The organism is bacterium (assembly GCA_018814885.1).
GTDB lineage: Bacteria > Krumholzibacteriota > Krumholzibacteriia > LZORAL124-64-63 > LZORAL124-64-63 > JAHIYU01.
In genome coordinates, this window is sequence record JAHIYU010000127.1 from 22,444 (window position 1) to 39,824 (window position 17,381).

A 17,381-nucleotide genomic window follows, 5' to 3' on the forward strand; every position below is an offset into this window, starting at 1 on the left:
ACCTCCTATTTCACCACCGCGATCTTGCGGCGTAGATCGTAGCCCGGACCGGTCACCCGGCAGATGTATCCTCCGTTGCCGACCACGTAGCCGGCGTCGTTGCGGCCGTCCCAGTCGAACCAGGACTCGACGCCGGCCGTCGCGTCCATGTGTTCGATCATCACCACCGCCCCGTAGAGGTCGTAGATCGTGAGCGTCGCCGTGCCCGACGACGTCGGCGCGAAGATGATCTTCGTCGTCTGGCTGCCCGCACGGAACGGGTTGGGACGGTTGCTGATGGGCTGTTCGAGGTTCAGGCTCTGGGCCGTGTACAGCTTGACCGAGCGCAGGGCCTCCCGGGTTCCCCCGTCTTCTTCGGCATAGAAGCGCAGAACATGAACGCCGGGTTCCTCGTCGCTCAGGTCGGCCAGGATGAACGACTCGTCGTACGGGGTCAGCGGCGTCACGCCGTCGCCCTGGTTGACGTCGAAGTAGATGGAGGTGCCCATGTCGGGGACGCCCGCCCGGGCGGTCAGCGTGATGATGGTGTCGAAGGTCACGTACCACCCGTCCAGGTACGCGTCGGCGACGCCCCTGAATCCGGGCGTGGTCGTCGGCGGGCCGGCCAGGTCGATCAGCACCTCCTCGTAGGGCAGATCGTCGACGCGGACCTGCAGCAGGACGTCGTTCTCGCCGAAATCGGTCGTCTGCAGGACCATGGCGGCCCGCCCGTAATAATCGGTCAGTGCGACGGCCTCCGGGGCCCGGCTCGGGCCGAGGGAGGCGTCCCCGCGCACGATGCTGAACGACACCTGGGCGCCCGGCACGGCGTTGCCGCCCTGGTCCTCGGCGAAGACCGCCGCGCGGATCTGCTGATCCGGACGCAGCACACGGTCCAGGGGCGTGCCGTCCAGCTCCTCGAGGGCGACCCGGAAGCGCCGCGCATCGGACGCGATCACGGTGATCACGTGGCTCAGCACGTCTCCGCCGGCATCGTCGGTCACGCGCAGGTAGATCGACTCGGCCCGGTCGTAGCTCTGGTCGCTGAGAACCAGCGAGCCCTCGTGGGTGGTACCGTAGACGAAGCGCAGCACGCCCGACGGCGTGAGCAGGGGATCGGGGCGGGGCGCGCCCGACCAGGCGTTGATGGCCGCGACGTCGAAGGTCTCGTCGTAGCCGACCACGAGCCTGCCTGTCACCGTGTCGACGCGCCGGACCTCGAGGATCCACGGCTCGCCGGCGACGACGGTGTCGGCCGCGACGATCTCGTACGTGACGCCCACGGGGATCACGGTGATGACGTCGCTGTAGGCCTCGCGGCCGCGCTGGTCCGCGACCCTGATGACGATGTCCTCGGCGGCGCCGTAGGTCTGGTTGGTGATCACGGCCTCGCCCAGCAACAGGGAGCTCGCGCCGACGCCGAGCACGTCCGCGGCCGGCGTCCAGTCGTAGCGCAGCGCCGTCATGGTGAAGCCGCCGCTGGAGGGCACGGGCTCGCCGGTGCCCTGGTTGACCAGCCGCACCTCGACCGCGAACGTCGACGGCGGGCCGACGTAGGCGGTGTCCGGCACGACGATCTCGTAGGCGGCCTCGGCCACCGGGATCACGACCTGGCCCGAACTGGCCGACGGGTTCTGGTTGTCGGCCGCGAACAGGGCGAGGTTGCCGGCGCCGTCCAGGATCACGCCGACGCTGCGGCGGCCGTTGATGAACGGGGCGTGGAAGTCGCCGGGATTCTGCCACGCGAACAGGTCCTCCTCGGAGCAGGTAAGCTCGATCGCGCCGCCGTTGAGGCTCGAGACCACGTTCCAGAACTGGTCCACCGCCCGCAACTCGACCGGGAAGGGCTCGCCTGCCGACTGGACGAGGGGTTCGCCGGATTTGCCGTCGCCCTCCTCCGCGCCGGGTGACGGCGTCTCGCCCGGGGCGACGATCTGCAGCTGCTTGAAGCCGTCGGCGATCATGCGGCAGCTGTTGCTCACGCCGCTGTCGCCGACGACGTCGAAGACGCGGAAGTAGACTTCTCCCGCCAGGGTGTAGGTCTGGTCGACCAGGGCGTAACCGTCGGTCATCGTCTGCTGGATGGTGCCCAGCACGCCGCCGCCGGGCTCGCCGGTGCTCGCGCTGAAGACCTCGATGTTGAACAGTCCGTCGTGTCCGGTCACGCGGCCGCCCGTGTTGCTGTCGATCAGCTCCGCCGCGAGGGTGAAGGAGGCGGGCCCGCCCACGGTGGCGGTGGCAGGCGCGGTGACCGCGTAGTAGAGGCCGCCCGTCTCCATGGCGACGGGGGGAGCGCTGAAGGCCTGGCGCCCGTAGTCGTCGGAGGCGCGGATCACAAGGTCCTCCAGGGCGTCGTAGCTCTGGTCGGGGATGACCGAGATGCCGCCCACCAGATAGACCTCGTCGGTGCCCAGCACGCCGGGCCCCGGCGAGTGGTCGGCCCGCAGCGGCGTCAGATCGACGCGGTTGTAGGCGGCCGTGATGAGCACGCCCGTATCCGGGTGCACCAGCCGCACGATCATGGGGAAGCCGGGCAGCCCGCCGGTCTGCGCCGTCGCCGGCACCGTGAACTCGTAGACATAGGCTGCCAGGACTGGGATGCGCACCGTCTGGCCGGGCAGTCCGGGGTCCCCGAGATCGTTCACGGTGACGCCCACTTCGCCCTCGGCCACCAGGAAGGCGTTGAAGACGCGCACGCCGTTGACCAGCGGCACGTCGTTGCTCGAGGGGTTGTTCGGCAGATCGAAGGCGTCGTCGGCGGCCCCCAGGTGGACGATGCCGGAGGAGAACGTATCGACCAGGTTCCAGTACTGGTCGACCGCCCTGACGGTCAACGGGAAGAACTCGCCGCTGCGCTGGTCGTCCGGCGCGCCGGACTTGCCGGTCCCGGCGTAGCCCGCGTGGCCGGGCTGCGGCGTCTCGCCGGGAGCGATGATCTGGAGCTGCTTGTAGCCGTCGGGCGCGATGGCGAACAGGGGGCTGGCGCCGCTCAGGGTCGTCTCGTCCGCGACGCGCATGGCGAAGTTGCCGGCCTCGGTGTAGCTCTGGTCGAAGGTGATCTCGCCGTTGATCAGCCGCTGGATGGTGAAGCCGAGGGCGCCGCTCCCCGGCACGCCGGCCTCGTCGACCATCTGCAGGTCGATGAAGCGGTCGTCGTCGACCAGCGAACCGGTGGCCGTGTCCAGCAGGCGCACCGTGACGGGAAAGGTCGCGGGCGGCCCGGCCACGGGGGGGCCGGACGTGTCGACCGTGACCTCGTAGACCAGGCCGTTGGGCAGCATCTGGATGAGGCCGCTGTAGCCGATGCGGCCGGACGCGTCGCTGACCTCGATGAAGATCTGGCTCGCGACGTCGTACGCCTGCGCCGCGATGTCCACCACGCCGACGTCCAGCCGGGACCCGCCCACGAGCAGGACGCCGGGCGCCTCCTGCAGGGTCGGTGTCAGCGCCCGCAGCGTGATGTCGTTGAAGGCGTTGCCCATGACCACGCCGAACTCGTCGACCAGTTCGATTGTCATCGGGAAGGTGCTCGGCGGTCCCACGTAGGCGGTATCGGGCGCCGTGATCCTGTACTGGGCGCCCTCCTCCACGAGCACGACGACATCGGCGCCGAGCACCGTGGGATCGGTCGTGTCGTTCACCATGAGGGTCGCGTAGCCGAGGGTCGAGAGCGAGACGGGGAAGATGATCTCGCCGCCGGCCATGGTCATGCCGTTGTTCAACGGGTTGCCCGGCCCCAGCGATCCCTCGTCGCTGTTCAGAAAGACGTTGTGGCTGTTGTTGTCGACCAGGTTCCAGTAGTCGTCCACGGCGCGGACCGTGAGCGGGAACTGCAGCATGGCGATCTGCGGATCGGGCGTGCCCGTCTTGCCGTCCACCTCGGGTCCGCCCGGCTGATGGGTCTCGCCGGGGGCGATGACCACGAGCCTCTGGAGCTCGCCGGCCGAAACCTCGACCACGCTGGTGTCGGCGCGCGACGGCTGGGCGAGGTCGTGGGCCCTGAGCTCCTGGTCGGCCGCGGTGCGGAAACGGATGTCGAAATCCCTGCTGCCGTCCGCCTCGAGGGCCACGTTGTTGGCCGAGAGGATGTCGGAGAAGCCGCTGGTCTCCAGGTGCGCCACCGGTTGCGACGGCACGGGGTTCCACCAGGCGTCCAGGGCGGTGACCGTGGCCGTGGCCGTCCCGCCGGCCGTCAGCGGCAGCGGGTTGCCGAACTTGCCCGGCGCCTCGCCGGGCGTGACCGTCTCGCCGGGCAACACGACCTGCAGGTACGCGTAGGCGCCGGGGAAGACCGTGAACGTGTTGCTGGCGCCCGTGCGCCCGTAGATGTCGTCGGTGGCCGAGATCGTGACGTCCACGCCGGCGCGGGTGATGCGCGAGCTGCCCCGCCAGACGCCCTCCACCAGGCCGCTGCCGAAGCCGTCCTGCAGGCTGACGCGCAGCGGCGAGAGGACGTCGCCGTCCATGTCGACCGAGAGCGACACGGAATCGTGGAAGGCCGCGATGTGGTTGCCGAAGGCGTCGCGGGCGATGACGGTGAGATTGGGCAGCCAGGCGCCGGCCTGATGGTCGGGCACCGGCTCCAGCGCGTCGCCGGGCAGGGGGTTGGTGTTGTTGTTGACGCCGATGTCGAAGTGATCGATCACGCCCGCCTCGACGGGGATCAGCACCGTGCCGATCTGCCCGCCCGACAGGTTCTCGACGCTGATGACCTGCTGGTTGGGATCCTCCAGGGTCCGCAGCGTCACGGAGTAAATCGCCGTGTTGGTGTTGAGCGTCTGGGGATTGACGGGCAGCACCGCCTGGAGATCCGTGCTGTCGAAGTCGAAATCGATGGGGAGCGCGGGGTCCCAGGGATTGACGGGGTTGTAGAACGTGTCCGTCGCGTGGACCGTCACGTTGAAGGGCGTGCCGGCGTCCTGGGGGGTGGGCGTGCCCAGCTTGCCCGGCGGATCGAGGGCGCCCTGGTCGAGGGACTCGCCGGGCGCGACGATCACCATGCGCGAGTAGACGTTGGGCGACACCTCCACCTCTTCCGACTGGCTGTCGTCGAGACCGCTGACGGTTCCGCGCAGGACCATGTCGCCTGAGGTCGTGAAGATGACCTTGACGCCCAGGGTGCCGCTCAGGGTGACGATCGCCGCCTCGTTGATGGAACCGTCGCCGTTCATGAGGATGAAGTATCCGGTCGGGCAGGAGAGGGCGACCGTGCGCGTGCCCGAGACGAGGTTGCCGTAGGGGTCCACCGCGCGCAGGGTCACCGGCTCGATGATGTAGCCGGCCGTGCTCGCCGTGGGCATGCCGATGTTCCCGGTGAAGACGGGATCGCTCAGGCCCGGCGTCCAGGTCTGGCCGGGATATGTGAAGAGCACCTTCTCCATGGGCCCGGCGTTGACCTGGAAGGTGCCGGACTCCGCGATCACGCCCGTGTTGCTGTCGATGATCAGACGCACGCTGAAGGCGCGCTTGGTCACCTGCACCGCGGCGTTGAGCACGCCGTCGACGAAGTTGTTGGTGCTGGTGATCAGGTAGTCGGCGCTCTCGTCCGTGGCCCCGATGCGCACGCGCATGGACACCGGACCGTTGTAGTCGAAGATGTTGTCGAAGGAATCGTAGGCGCGGACGCGGATCAGGAAGGGATTGGTCGTGGCCTGGATGGTGGTGGTGTCGAAGACCGCGTAGTCGAAGGAGAAGTGGTCCAGCCCGGCGGGGTTGACCTGCACGTGGCTGGCGTTCGAGGTCGTGACGGGACCGCTCGCCTGCACCGTCACCTGGCGCAGACCGGACGTCATCAGGGTGATCATCTGATCCAGCTCGACGTTGCTGCTCATGGGCCCGCCCGGGGGGAGCAGCACGCCGGGCGCGGGATCGTCCACGGACCAGGCCAGGGTCGGATAGGGCCCCGCGTCCACCGGGTTCCAGTACTGGTCGGTGGCGTGGACGTCGACGCCGTTGAAGGCGAAGCTCGAGATCTGGGCGTTGGGCGTACCGCTCTTGCCGGGGCTCATGCCCGGCGTCAGGGTCTCGCCGGGCAGCAGGAGCACGACCCTGCTCAGCGCGCCGGGGTACAGCGGCGAGACGAGGGCGCTGCCGGTCGCGGGTCCCGGCTGATACGGATAGGTGACGGTGTTGAGGGCGTCGATCGTGTTCTGGTGGAGCAGGGTGTCGGTACCCTGCAGGATCACGTCGACGATCGCCACGCCGAGCACGAAGCTGCCGCCGGGGATCGTGAAGGTGGGACCGGCGGTGAAATGCCCGATGTCGGGCGTGAGCATGACGTTGTCGTCGAAGTTCTTGACCGGGACGTTGCCGTCGTCGCGCGCCGTGACGGTCAGCGACAGGATCTGTCCCACGTACTTGTCGCCCGCGGGGACGGTGATGTCGATGTGATCCACGTAGTCGTAGCAGTTCATCGCGATCTCGGCGAAGGGCACCGAGCCGTCGTCGAGGTCGGCCGCGCGGAGGCGCACGGGCTGTCCGGCATCGCGGAAGTAGAGGTTGCTGAAGATGCGCTCGCCGTTCTGGAGATACCCCGGGGAGGGGAGCGTCGCCGGGACGTCCGGGGACGCCAGGAAGGCGTTCACGTAGTCCGCATCGGTGTCGGTCGAGCCGTCGCCGTTCACGGCGCGCACGAGCACGTCGAACTGCTCGTAGATCGTCACCAAGGGTCTCCCCTCGACGATCTCGGGCGAGATGACCGTGATTTCCAGGTGATCGAAGGCCTGGGCGGCGCCGGGGGCGATCAGCAGCGCCAGGGCGCCGGCGGCGATCGATTTCTGGAAGCGTTTGCGCAAATTCATGGTGTTCCTGCCGCGGTAGTGTCGAATGACGTTTCTCTCCCACGAACTGACCGTGCAGATTGCATAGCCAAGTGCTTGAAACGGGAGTACCTACACGGGACGGTCAGGGTGGGTGCAAGCCATATGCCATGGGTGAGCGCGGGGGCGACTTTCGTATCTCGTTATATCCCTGATGATTGCGCGAACGGCGGGGCGCCCGGGCAAGGGCGCGCGCGCGGGCGGGGGTCGAAGACCTTGCAGAAACCACGCGGAACCGATACGAGCCGTACGGCGACCGCTCAACCCGGTGGAAAGCCGTCTGATACGGATCCACCGACCGCCGCCTCGGCGCTTGCGCAATCCGCGGGCATGGCTTTCATTTGGGGCCTCGTCGACGGCCCGGCGACGGTGCCGCGGCCGCGTTCCCTCCCCGGTTTTTCGAGGCGGAAGCAATGAAGCAGGTTCTCGTACTCGGCGCCGGCAAGAGCTCGCCGTACCTGATCGACAGTCTCTCGAGGTTCGCGGCCGCCGAGGACTGGTTCGTCACCGTGGGCGATCTCGACATCGAGATGGCCGCCGGCCGCATCGGCGGGCACGGGCGGGCCAGGGCCGTCCACTTCGACGTGAACGACTCCGTCCTGCGCGACAAGTACATCGGCGAAGCCGACCTCGTGGTGAATTTCCTGGCGCCCAAGTTCCAGACGCTCGTCGCCTGGGACTGCGTCCAGCACGGCACGCACATGATCTCCGCCTCCTACCGCACCCAGAAGCTGCGCGACCTCGACGTCGACGCGCGCCGCCAGGGCGTGCTCATCCTGGCGGAGATGGGACTCGATCCGGGCATCGACAACATGTCCGCGATGGCGCTGATCGACCGCCTGCACGGCGCAGGCGGACGGATCACCAGCTTCTGTTCGTACGGCAGCGGCATCCCCGCCGCGGACCAGGAGCACAATCCCTTCCGCTACGTCATCACCTGGAATCCGCGCAACGTGGTGATGTCGGCGGAGCACGGCGCGCAGTTCATGGAGGAGGGGCGGATAAAGATCGTGCCCTACCATCACGTCTTCCATCACACCTGGCGCGTCGAGGTGGACGGCGTGGGCGCGCTGGAGGCATATCCCAACCGCGATTCTCTGTCGTACATGCAGGCCTTCGGTCTGGACCACGTCCACACCATGATCCGCGGCACGCTGCGCTATCCGGGCTGGAGCGAGACCTGGGCGCGCATCGTGCAGCTGGGTCTGCCCAACGAGACCCTGCGCATCCCCAACCTGGCCGACCGCACCTACGCCGAGGTGGTGGAGATGTTCCTGCCGCTGAACGTCTCCGGCCCCAAGATGGACACGCGCGTGGCGCGGTTCCTGGGCATCAGCCCCACCGGCTCCGTCATCGAGAAGATGCGCTGGCTGGGTCTTTTCGACAACACGCCGACCGGCTGCCGGGGCGACACGTCCGCCCACATGCTGGTCGAGCTCCTCGAGCGCAAGCTGCCGCTGCGCGACGGGCATCGCGACATGGTGGTGCTGAAGCACGACCTGGAGGTCGCGTTCGGCGACGGGCCCGTCGAGCGCATCGAATCCACCCTGGTGGCCAGGGGCGAGCCGGGCGGCTTCACGGCCATGGCCAAGACGGTCGGCGGCCCCGCGGCCCTGGCGGCGCGCATGATCCTGCGCGGCGAGCTGGACCTGACCGGCTGCCTGATACCCACCGAACCGGCCATCTACGAACCGGTGCTGGCGGCGCTGGCGGCGGACGGGATCGCGTTCACGGAGAAGGTCGCGGCGATCTGATGGTCGCTTTGATCGATGGGGCGAAGCCCCCCGGGGGGGGGGGCCAGCCGTTCGTTGACGATCGGCCGCCGCTCTGGAACAATACCGCGAACCCGTTGCAGGCCTGTATTCTGGCGATCGGATACGCATGGATTTCATCAGCAACTTCGCGGAGGACCTCAGCGGCACGGTCTGGGGCTGGCCGTCGCGCTTCCCCCTGATGGTGGCGATGCTGCTGCTGACGGGGCTCGCCACGACCGTGGCGCTGCGCTTCATCCAGCTGCGCCGGCTCAAGCACAGCCTCGACGTCATCCGCGGCCGGTACGACGATCCCGCCCACCAGGGCGACCTCTCCCACTTCCAGGCCCTGACCACCGCCCTGTCGGCGACCGTCGGCATCGGCAACATCGCCGGCGTGGCCACGGCCATCCACTACGGCGGGCCCGGCGCCCTGTTCTGGATGTGGGTGACGGCCGTGTTCGGCATGGCGCTCAAGTACGCCGAGTGCACCCTATCCATGCGCTTCCGCACCATCCTGCCCGACGGGTCGGCGTCCGGCGGACCCATGTACTACATCGAGAAGGGGCTGGGCCGGTCGTGGAAGCCGCTGGCGGTCTTCTTCGCGGCCTGCGCGGTGACCTCCAGCTTCGGTTCGGGCAACTCGATCCAGGCCTTCACCGTGGCCGACCAGATCCGCTCGGACCTGGGCGTGCCGACCTGGATCACGGGCCTGGTCATGGCGTCGCTGGTGGCGGCGGTGATCCTGGGCGGCATCAAGCGCATCGGGCGGGTCACGAGCCGGCTCGTGCCCTACATGACGGCCATCTACATCGCGGGCGGCCTGCTGGTGCTCTTCATGAACGTGGGACGGGTGCCGGACGTGCTGGCCGACATCGCGGCCTCGGCCTTCAGGCCGGCGGCCCGGATCGGCGGCTTCGCCGGCGGCTCATTCATCTTCATGCTCACGTGGGGCGTCAAGCGCGGCCTGTTCTCCAACGAGTCCGGACAGGGCTCGGCGCCCATCGCCCACGCCGCGGCCAAGACCGACGAGCCGGTGCGCGAGGGCGTCGTGGCCATGATGGGCCCCCTGATAGACACCCTGATCATCTGCTCCATCACCGGCCTGGTGATCCTGACCACGGGCGTCTGGACCGAGCGCCACACCGACCGCGTGGAGGTCAACGCCCAGTCCGACCTGACGGTCCTGGTCGGCGAGGCGCACGTGCGGACCGACGGCGAGGTCGACGACGCCGACCTCTTCGGCGGCGTGCTGAACGTGGTGCACGGGGAACCCGTCGGCGCCTCCTTCGTGCGCAATCATTCCCTGGTGGTGCGGCCGGTCCTGGCCGACGCCGACGGCGCGCCCTTCCACGGCGAGCTCCGGGTGGCGGCGGGCGACGTGGATCTCGACTCGGCGCCCGGCCTGTGGCTCAGCGGCGACATGGCGCTGAACGGCTCGCCCCTGACCGCGGCGGCTTTCCAGCGGGGGCTGTCGCCCCTGGGCGACTGGGGCCGCTACATCATCACCCTCGGCGTGCTGCTCTTCGGTTTCTCGACCGCCATCAGCTGGAGCTACTACGGCGACCGCGCCGTCGTCTACCTCTTCGGCCCGCGCTGGGTCACCGCCTACAAGACGGTGTTCTGCGTCATGCATTTCCTGGGCGCGGTCTTCTCCCTGGAGATCGTGTGGAACCTGGGCGACAGCGCCCTGGGCCTGATGGCCCTGCCCAACCTGATCGCGCTGGTGCTGCTGATGCGCGTGACGCGGGGCATGACGCGGGAGTACTTCGCGAAGGAACAGCGGCCGCTGCGGTGAGTCGACGGCGGGCCGTCGTCCGCTCGGCTCATCTGTCCGGCGCCATCCGCCGCTTCTGGGTGCGCCGGCCGGCGTCAACAGACAAGCAGCGCCAGGCATCTGTTTTTCTCGTGGTGTAACCCCCTGCAGGGGCGGCGCACATGATGTCGGATATCGGTGTTCCCGCATATGCTACCATGTGACGGGACGCGCCTTCAAGCCGGAGCACGCGATCGAGCCCGCCGGACGGGCGTGATCGGGCTTGTCGCCCGGCGACGGAGATGCTTATTTTCCCCCCTGTCGCCAGAACCGCAAGCCGCTCGAGCCGGAGAAGGACACCATGCCCATGTCCAAGCTGGATCCCAAGACCAGTGTCGAACTCACCGCCGCCACCGCCGACAAGCACCGTCTCTACGAGGATGCCGTGCAGAACCCGGCGGCCGAGGTCGAGTTCATCGACCGCGTCTACCGCGGCGAGTTCGACCGCCTGCCCCGCGACCTGCGCGAGGACTTCTGCGGCACCCTGAACCTGGGCTGCGCGTGGGTCCGCGAGCGCGCGGACAACACCGTGCTGGGCGTGGACCTGGACGGCCCCACGCTCGACTGGGGCCGCGCGCACAACGTGGCGCCGCTCGGTGCCGCCGCCGCGCGCGTGACCATGGTGCAGGACGACGTGCGCAACGTGAGCGCACCGTCCGCGGACGTGATCGCCGCCACCAACTTCTCGTGGTGGGGCCTCCATACCCGCGAGGAGCTGCTGGCCTACCTCCGCAACTGCCGCCGGTCCCTGCGCGCGGCAGGCATGCTCATGCTGGACATCTACGGCGGCCCCGAGGCGCAGGTGCTCCAGCTCGAGGAACGCGAGTGCGAAGGCTACACCTACGTGTGGGACCAGGATCTCTTCAACCCCATCACCCACGAGTACCGCTGCAGGATCCATTTCCAGTTTCCGGACGGCAGCGAGCTGAACGACGCCTTCGCCTACCACTGGCGCCTGTGGACCGTGCCCGAGGTCCGCGACCTGCTGTCGGACGCCGGCTTCCGCAAGGTTGAAGTTTTTTGGGAAGGTGCCGATGATCAGGGGGAACCCGACGGGGACTTCCAGGTGAGCGTCGAGGGCGACACCTCCCCGGCCTGGATCGCATACATCGTAGCCTTTCGTTGACCTGCAGGAGAGGGAGATGATGGTCGCTGGCGAATGCTCCTGGTGCGGCGCGGAGATCGAGGAAGGCGGCGTTGCCTTCAGGGGAATCCTGTTCTGTTCGACCGATTGCCGGGAGGACTGGAACGACGACAACGCCGACGTCGGCGACATCGACCTCGACGAGTTCGAGGAACGCGACCTGCTTGCGGACGAGCTGGAGGAGTTCGAGGGCGAACTGCCCCTCGACGAAGCGGAGGACTTCTGAGATCCCGCCCCGGCCGCGGCATCTCGCGGAAAAAGGGAGAGCCCCATGGCTCTCCCTTTTTCGGTGCCGTAGCGCGGCGATCAGCCGCAGCCGCCGCCTTCGCCGCAACTGCCGCAGTCGTCGCTGCCGACCTGGTTGCCGAGGGTGACCGTGTAGCCCTTGCGCATGCCGTCGTCGACGTAGTCGATCACCAGTCCGCCGCTCTGGCTCACCAACGACTCGACGTCCGGCGCCATGATGAAGGTCAGGTGCGGCGTCTCGACCGAGAGATCTTCGTCCTTGGGCTCATCCAGAGCCATGCCCACGGAGGGCCCGCCTCAGCCGACGCCCTGGAAGAAGAGCCTGACGGCCTGTGGCCCGTCCGCCGGCAGGTCCAGCGTGCCGAAGGCGGTCGTGGCCGCCTCGGAGATGCGGAGCAATTCGTTCACGTCAACCATCCTCTTGTGTGTTCCCTGGCAGCAACCCGCTTTCCATTATAGCGCGCCGTCCGCGTGGTGGCAAACTACCGCGCCTGGGGCGCGGCCCGGAACGACGCCGGTTCGGCGGCGCGTCCCCCGCGGCGCCGCTTCAGATCCTCCAGGACCATGTAGCTGACCGGCACCAGGACCAGCGTGATGAAAGTGGCGAACAGCACGCCGAAGCCCAGGCTGATGGCCATGGGGATCAGGAACCTCGCCTGCAGGCTCTTCTCCAGCAGAATGGGCGTCAGGCCGGCGAAGGTGGTCAGGGACGTCAGCACGATGGGCCGGAAGCGGCGCACGCCGCTGTTGATGACCGCCTCGGCCAGGGAGGCGCCGTCGTTGCGGTGGCGGTTGATGAAATCGATCATGATCAGCGAGTCGTTGACCACCACGCCGGTCAGCGCCACCACGCCGAACATGCTGAGCAGGGTCAGGTCCCAGCCCATCGCCACGTGGCCGAGCACAGCGCCCAGAAAACCGAACGGTATGGCCGACATGATGATCATGGGCTGGGTGTACGAACGGAAGAGCACCGCCAGCAGGGCGTAGATGGCCAGCAGGGCCATCACGAAGCCGCTGCCCAGGCTCGCCATGGACTCGGCCCGGTCGGCCTCCTCCCCCTCGAACGACAGGTGCAGCCCCGGGTAGTCGGCCAACAGGCCGGGCAGGACGCTCTGCTGCAGATCAGCCAGCACCTCGCGGGCATTGGTCACGTTCTGGTCGACGTCGGCCTCGACGCTGACGATGCGCCGGCGGTCCTGGCGGTTGATCGTGGCGTAACCGCGGCCGGCCTGGACCTCGGCCACCGCGGCGAAGGGGACCTCGTCGCCCGACGGCGTGCGGATCATCATCATCTCGATGTCGCCCAGGGAGCGGCGGCCCGCCTCAGGATAGCGCACCATGACGCGCACGTCGTCGCGGCCGCGCTGGATGCGGGCGGCCTCGTCGCCGTAGAAACCCTGGCGCACCTGGCGGGCCAGGTCGTCGAGGGTCAGGCCCAGGGTGCTGGCCGCGGGCTTGAGGTCGAGCCTCAGCTCCTGCTTGCCCTCCTCATAGCTGTCGGTGATGTCCTGGACGCCGGGATACTCCGCCAGCGCCGCCTTCAGGCGCTCGGACGCCTCGGTCAGCATGGAGACGTCGGCCGCGGAGAGCTGCAGCTCCAGGGCCGCGCCGGCGCCGAAGAGGTTCGACGTGAACGACACCGACTTGGCGCCGGCGATGGGACCCGTCAGCTCGCGCCAGCGGGTGACCAGCACGTTGCTGCCGACGGTGCGCTTCTCGCCCGCCTGCAGCTCCACGTTGATCTCGGCCTTGTGGGCGCCGATGAAGCCGGTATCGCCGCCCCCCATGGGACCTCCCGTCCGGCTGCTGCGGGGCTGCGACCCGATCGTCACGTACTCGTGTACGAAGAGGCCGTCCTCGCTCCGCTCCCGCTTGAGCGCCGCGAGTCCCGCCATGATCTGGTCGACCGCGGCCTGGGTCCCGGCCAGGGTCGTGCCGGCGGGCATGTCGACGACGCAGAGCATGTTGTCGGCGTCGATCTTGGGCATGAAGGTGAAGCGGATGTGGCCGCCGCCCACGAAGCCGACCAGCAGCGCCAGGGAGGCGGTCGCCGCGGTCACCACCAGCGCGCGATGCGACAGGGCGTAGCGCAGGGTCGGGCGGTAGCTGTGCTCGATGAAGTACTCGAAGGCCCGCGCGAACGAGTTCTGCCAGCGCAGGGGGTTCCAGCGCGAGCGGGCGGCCTGCCGGGCGGGATCGTGCAGGAGGCTGGCGTCCGGCACCGTCGAGAGATGCGCCGGCAGGATCAGCAGCGATTCCACCAGCGAGACCATCAGCACGGCGATCACCACCACCGGGATCACGCCCATGAACTTGCCCATCATGCCCTCGACCTGCGACAGCGGGAAGAAGGCGAAGACGGTCGTCATGACGGCGATGATCACCGGCGCGGCCACTTCCAGGGCGCCCTCGCGGGTGCCGCGCACGGCCGATTTGCCCATCTGCCGGTGGGTGTAGATGTTCTCGCCCACGACGATGGCGTCGTCGACCACCAGGCCGAGCACCACGATGAAGGCGAACATGGAGATCATGTTGAGCGAGCCGTCGAACCAGGGCAGCATCCACATGCCGCCCAGGAAAGAGATGGGGATGCCCAGCGACACCCAGAACGCCAGGCGCGGCTGCAGGAAGAGCGCCAGGGTCAGAAAGACCAGCACCAGGCCGATGGCGCCGTTCTTGAGCATGAGGTTCATGCGGCCGCGGTAGATGTCCGAGCGGTCGGACCACACCGCCATCTCGAGGCCGACCGGCAGCGTCTCCTCATGCTCCTGCACGTACCGCTTGACCGTGTTGGTGACGTCCAGGATGGCCTGGTCGGCCACGCGGTAGACGTTGACCATGGCCGCGGGCCTGCCGTCGAAGTAGGAACGCGAGTCCACGTCCTCGAAGGTGTCGCGCACGTCGGCGACCCGGTCGAGGGTCAACCGCGTGCCGTCGGCCGCCGAGATGACGACCAGCTGCGCGTACTCCTCGCCGGTGTAACGCCGCCCCTTGGTGCGTACGAGGATCTCGCCCGCCTCGGTCTTGACGCTGCCGCCGGGCAGATCGAGGCTGCCCGCGCGCACCGCCCGCGAGACCTGGTCGAACGTCAGGCCGTGGCGGCGCAGCGACTCCTCGCCCACCTCTATGGATATCTCGTAGGCGCGCGCGCCGACGACCTTGACCTGCGTGATGCCGGACATCGCCAGCAGGTCGTCGCGCACCCGTTCGGACGTGGCCTTGAGCGCCTTCTCGTCCACGTCGCCGAAGATCACCACGTCGATGGCCTGCTCCTGCGATTCGACCAGCTGGATGACGGGTTTCTCCGTCTCCGCCGGGAAGGTGATGATGCGGTCGACGGCCTGCTTGATCTCGTCGAGCACCTCCTCGGGGCCGGCCTCGATCTCGATCTCGGCCATGACCACGCCTGAATTCTCGACCGCCGTGGACGTGATCTTCTTGATGCCGTCGATGCCCTGGATGGCCTCCTCGACGCGCACGCAGACCGCTTCCTCGACCTCGGCCGGGCTGGCGCCGAGGTAGGGCACCTGCACCGTGACCATGTCCAGGTCGATCTGGGGGAAGACCTCCTGCTTGATCCTCAGGGCGGACATCACGCCCGCGAGCATCAGAAAGGCCATGAGCAGGTTGGCGGCCACGTGGTTGCCGGAAAACCAGTCGATCAGTCCCTTCACGGCCGCTCACCCCCCGCCGCGCCGACTGGAGGCACGGCCCCGGCCGCGGGGGCGCCGGCCACCCGGATCTCCATGCCCTCGGTCACCACGTCCAGGTTGGAGACGATGACCGCGTCGCCGCCGGCGAGGCCCGAGGTCAGCAGCGCCGTATCGCGCCCCTTGCGCGCTACGGTCACCGGACGGATCGCCACCCGGCCCCGATCATCGGCGACCCAGACCACCTTCCCCTCGCGCAGGGCCGCCCGGGGGATCTCGACCGATCCCGGCAGGCTGCGCCCCTGCAGGCGCACCTCGACGAAGAGCCCTTCCAGCAGCGGGGGCCCGCCCTCCGCACCGCCGGGGTCGGCGTCCACGGCCACGACCACGTCGACCATGCGGGTGCGCGGGTCCAGGGCGCCCGATATCCGGTCCACGTGGCCGCGCCAGACATGCACGGCGCCGGCGAACTCGGCGACGAGCTCGGCGGGCGCGCCGCCACGGCCGTTCACGGGCAGGTCGAAGAAGGCCAGATCCGCGTCGTCAAGGGGGACGGTCACCTCGGGCGCGCCGGAGGCGTAGATCTCGCCCACGGGGTTGCCGGTGCGCACGTACTGCCCCACGTCCACCGCTTCGCTCACCACGCGTCCCGCGAAGGGGGCCGTGAGGGTGCAGCGGCCCAGGTCCAGCCCGGCCTTGGCCAGCGAGGCCTCCGCCGACGCGAGATCGGCCCGGGCCAGCTTGAGCTGCGGGCCGTGCAGGACCAGCGGATTGGGGCGCGCCGGGTCGCCGCCGCCGCTGCCGGCCTGGATCTCGCGCCACTCGCGGCGAGCGATCTCCGCCTCCTGCTCGGCGCGCGCCAGGTTGTATTCGTTGCGCGCGACGGAGGCCGCCGCCATTTCCACGGCCAGACGATAGTCGGCGTCGTCGATGCGGAGCAGCACCTCCCCGGCGGCGAAGGCGCCGCCCGTCTCCAGCGACGGACTCTTGTGGACGGCGGTGCCCGAGACCTGGGGCGTGATCTGCACGCGTTGACGCGAACTGACGGTGCCGAATCCGCTCACGGTCACCTGCGGGGGCGTATCGTCGATGCGGTACACGCGCACCATGGGGCGCACGGCCATCGCCGGGCGCTTCGTGGGTTCGGGCCGCAGCTTGAGCATCAGCACGGCGCCGAGAACGCCCACGATCAGGATCGCCAGCGGCAGCACGCCCTTGGGGAGCTTTCTTCCACTCATCGTCGCACTCCTCTATCGATTGCGCGGCGCTTCGCCGCTGTTCGCGATCTCGTCGGGGGCGGGCTCGTCCCAGGCGCCGCCCAGGGCCTGGATCAGGTCCACGCGCGCGGCGCGCCAGGCCCGTTCGGCGCCCAGCCATTGCCCCTCCGCCTGCAGCAGGCGTCGTTGCGAGTCGAGCACGACCAGGTAGCCGTCGAGCCCCTGTCGGTAGCGGTCCTCGGCGATGGTCAGGGAGCGCTGCGCGTGATCGGCACTCTCGTGCAGGTGCGCGCGGCGTTGACCGAGCGTGCGGTCGGCGGTCAGCGCCGACTCCACCTCGCGGAAGCCGTTGAGCACGGTCCTGACGTAGCCGGCCTCGGCCTCGGCGGCCCCGGCGCGCGCCGCGTCCACCTGGCCGGCGCGGACGCCCCGGTTGAGCAGGGGCATGGCCAGGCTGCCCGCCAGGCTCCACACGTTCGCGGCGTCGTCGAGCAGCTCCTCGAGCAGCGAGGAGTTGTAACCGTACTCGCCGGTGACCGCCAGCTTCGGGAAGAGATCGGCCTTGGCGGCGCCGATGCGCTCGGTGGCGGACATCAGGCGCATCTCCGCGGCCTGGATGTCGGGCCGGCGCTCCAGCAGCGCGGCGGGCAGGCCCGCGGGCACGGGAGGCAACGCGGGCAGATCGGCGATGCCCGGCCCGTCGGCGCCCGCCGCTCCGGCGGGATAGCGGCCCAGCAGCAACTCGAGGTTGCGGCGG

At 68.9% G+C, this 17,381-nt stretch carries 9 protein-coding genes; 4 read left to right on the top strand and 5 right to left on the bottom strand.

Going from position 1 to position 17,381, the window contains the following annotated elements; translation table 11 throughout:
- Window positions 1-5: 5 nt before the first annotated feature.
- On the bottom strand, window positions 6-6,779 hold the full coding sequence (locus KJ554_09060) for a hypothetical protein (protein ID MBU0742482.1): 6,774 nt from the start codon (window positions 6,777-6,779) through the stop codon (window positions 6-8).
- A gap of 431 nt (window positions 6,780-7,210) precedes the next feature.
- Between KJ554_09060 and KJ554_09065 the strand changes: the two genes are divergently transcribed.
- The 4 genes from KJ554_09065 to KJ554_09080 all read left to right on the top strand — a co-directional run bounded on the left by KJ554_09065 (window position 7,211) and on the right by KJ554_09080 (window position 11,734).
- Window positions 7,211-8,551, top strand: a complete 1,341-nt coding sequence (locus tag KJ554_09065; protein ID MBU0742483.1) for a saccharopine dehydrogenase NADP-binding domain-containing protein — start codon at window positions 7,211-7,213, stop codon at window positions 8,549-8,551.
- Window positions 8,552-8,678: 127 nt separating this feature from the next.
- Complete coding sequence (locus KJ554_09070; GenBank protein ID MBU0742484.1) at window positions 8,679-10,346, top strand: sodium:alanine symporter family protein; 1,668 nt, start codon at window positions 8,679-8,681, stop codon at window positions 10,344-10,346.
- Between the two features lie 325 nt (window positions 10,347-10,671).
- Window positions 10,672-11,490 (top strand): class I SAM-dependent methyltransferase, encoded by an 819-nt coding sequence (locus KJ554_09075; protein MBU0742485.1) that lies wholly within the window; start codon window positions 10,672-10,674, stop codon window positions 11,488-11,490.
- Between the two features lie 16 nt (window positions 11,491-11,506).
- Window positions 11,507-11,734: a hypothetical protein gene (locus KJ554_09080; GenBank protein MBU0742486.1), complete on the top strand. Its 228-nt coding sequence runs from the start codon at window positions 11,507-11,509 to the stop codon at window positions 11,732-11,734.
- 80 nt (window positions 11,735-11,814) lie between these two features.
- Here the strand turns inward: KJ554_09080 and KJ554_09085 are convergent, their stop codons facing one another.
- The 4 genes from KJ554_09085 to KJ554_09100 form a co-directional block, all read right to left on the bottom strand.
- Window positions 11,815-12,039: a hypothetical protein gene (locus KJ554_09085; protein MBU0742487.1), complete on the bottom strand. Its 225-nt coding sequence runs from the start codon at window positions 12,037-12,039 to the stop codon at window positions 11,815-11,817.
- 197 nt (window positions 12,040-12,236) lie between these two features.
- Window positions 12,237-15,431, bottom strand: a complete 3,195-nt coding sequence (locus KJ554_09090; protein MBU0742488.1) for an efflux RND transporter permease subunit — start codon at window positions 15,429-15,431, stop codon at window positions 12,237-12,239.
- Window positions 15,428-16,645 (bottom strand): efflux RND transporter periplasmic adaptor subunit, encoded by a 1,218-nt coding sequence (locus KJ554_09095; GenBank protein MBU0742489.1) that lies wholly within the window; start codon window positions 16,643-16,645, stop codon window positions 15,428-15,430. The genes KJ554_09090 and KJ554_09095 overlap by 4 nt, the downstream gene beginning before the upstream one ends.
- Before the next feature lie 12 nt (window positions 16,646-16,657).
- Window positions 16,658-17,381 (bottom strand): TolC family protein (locus KJ554_09100; GenBank protein MBU0742490.1); only part of this gene is annotated, 724 nt, incomplete at its 5' end.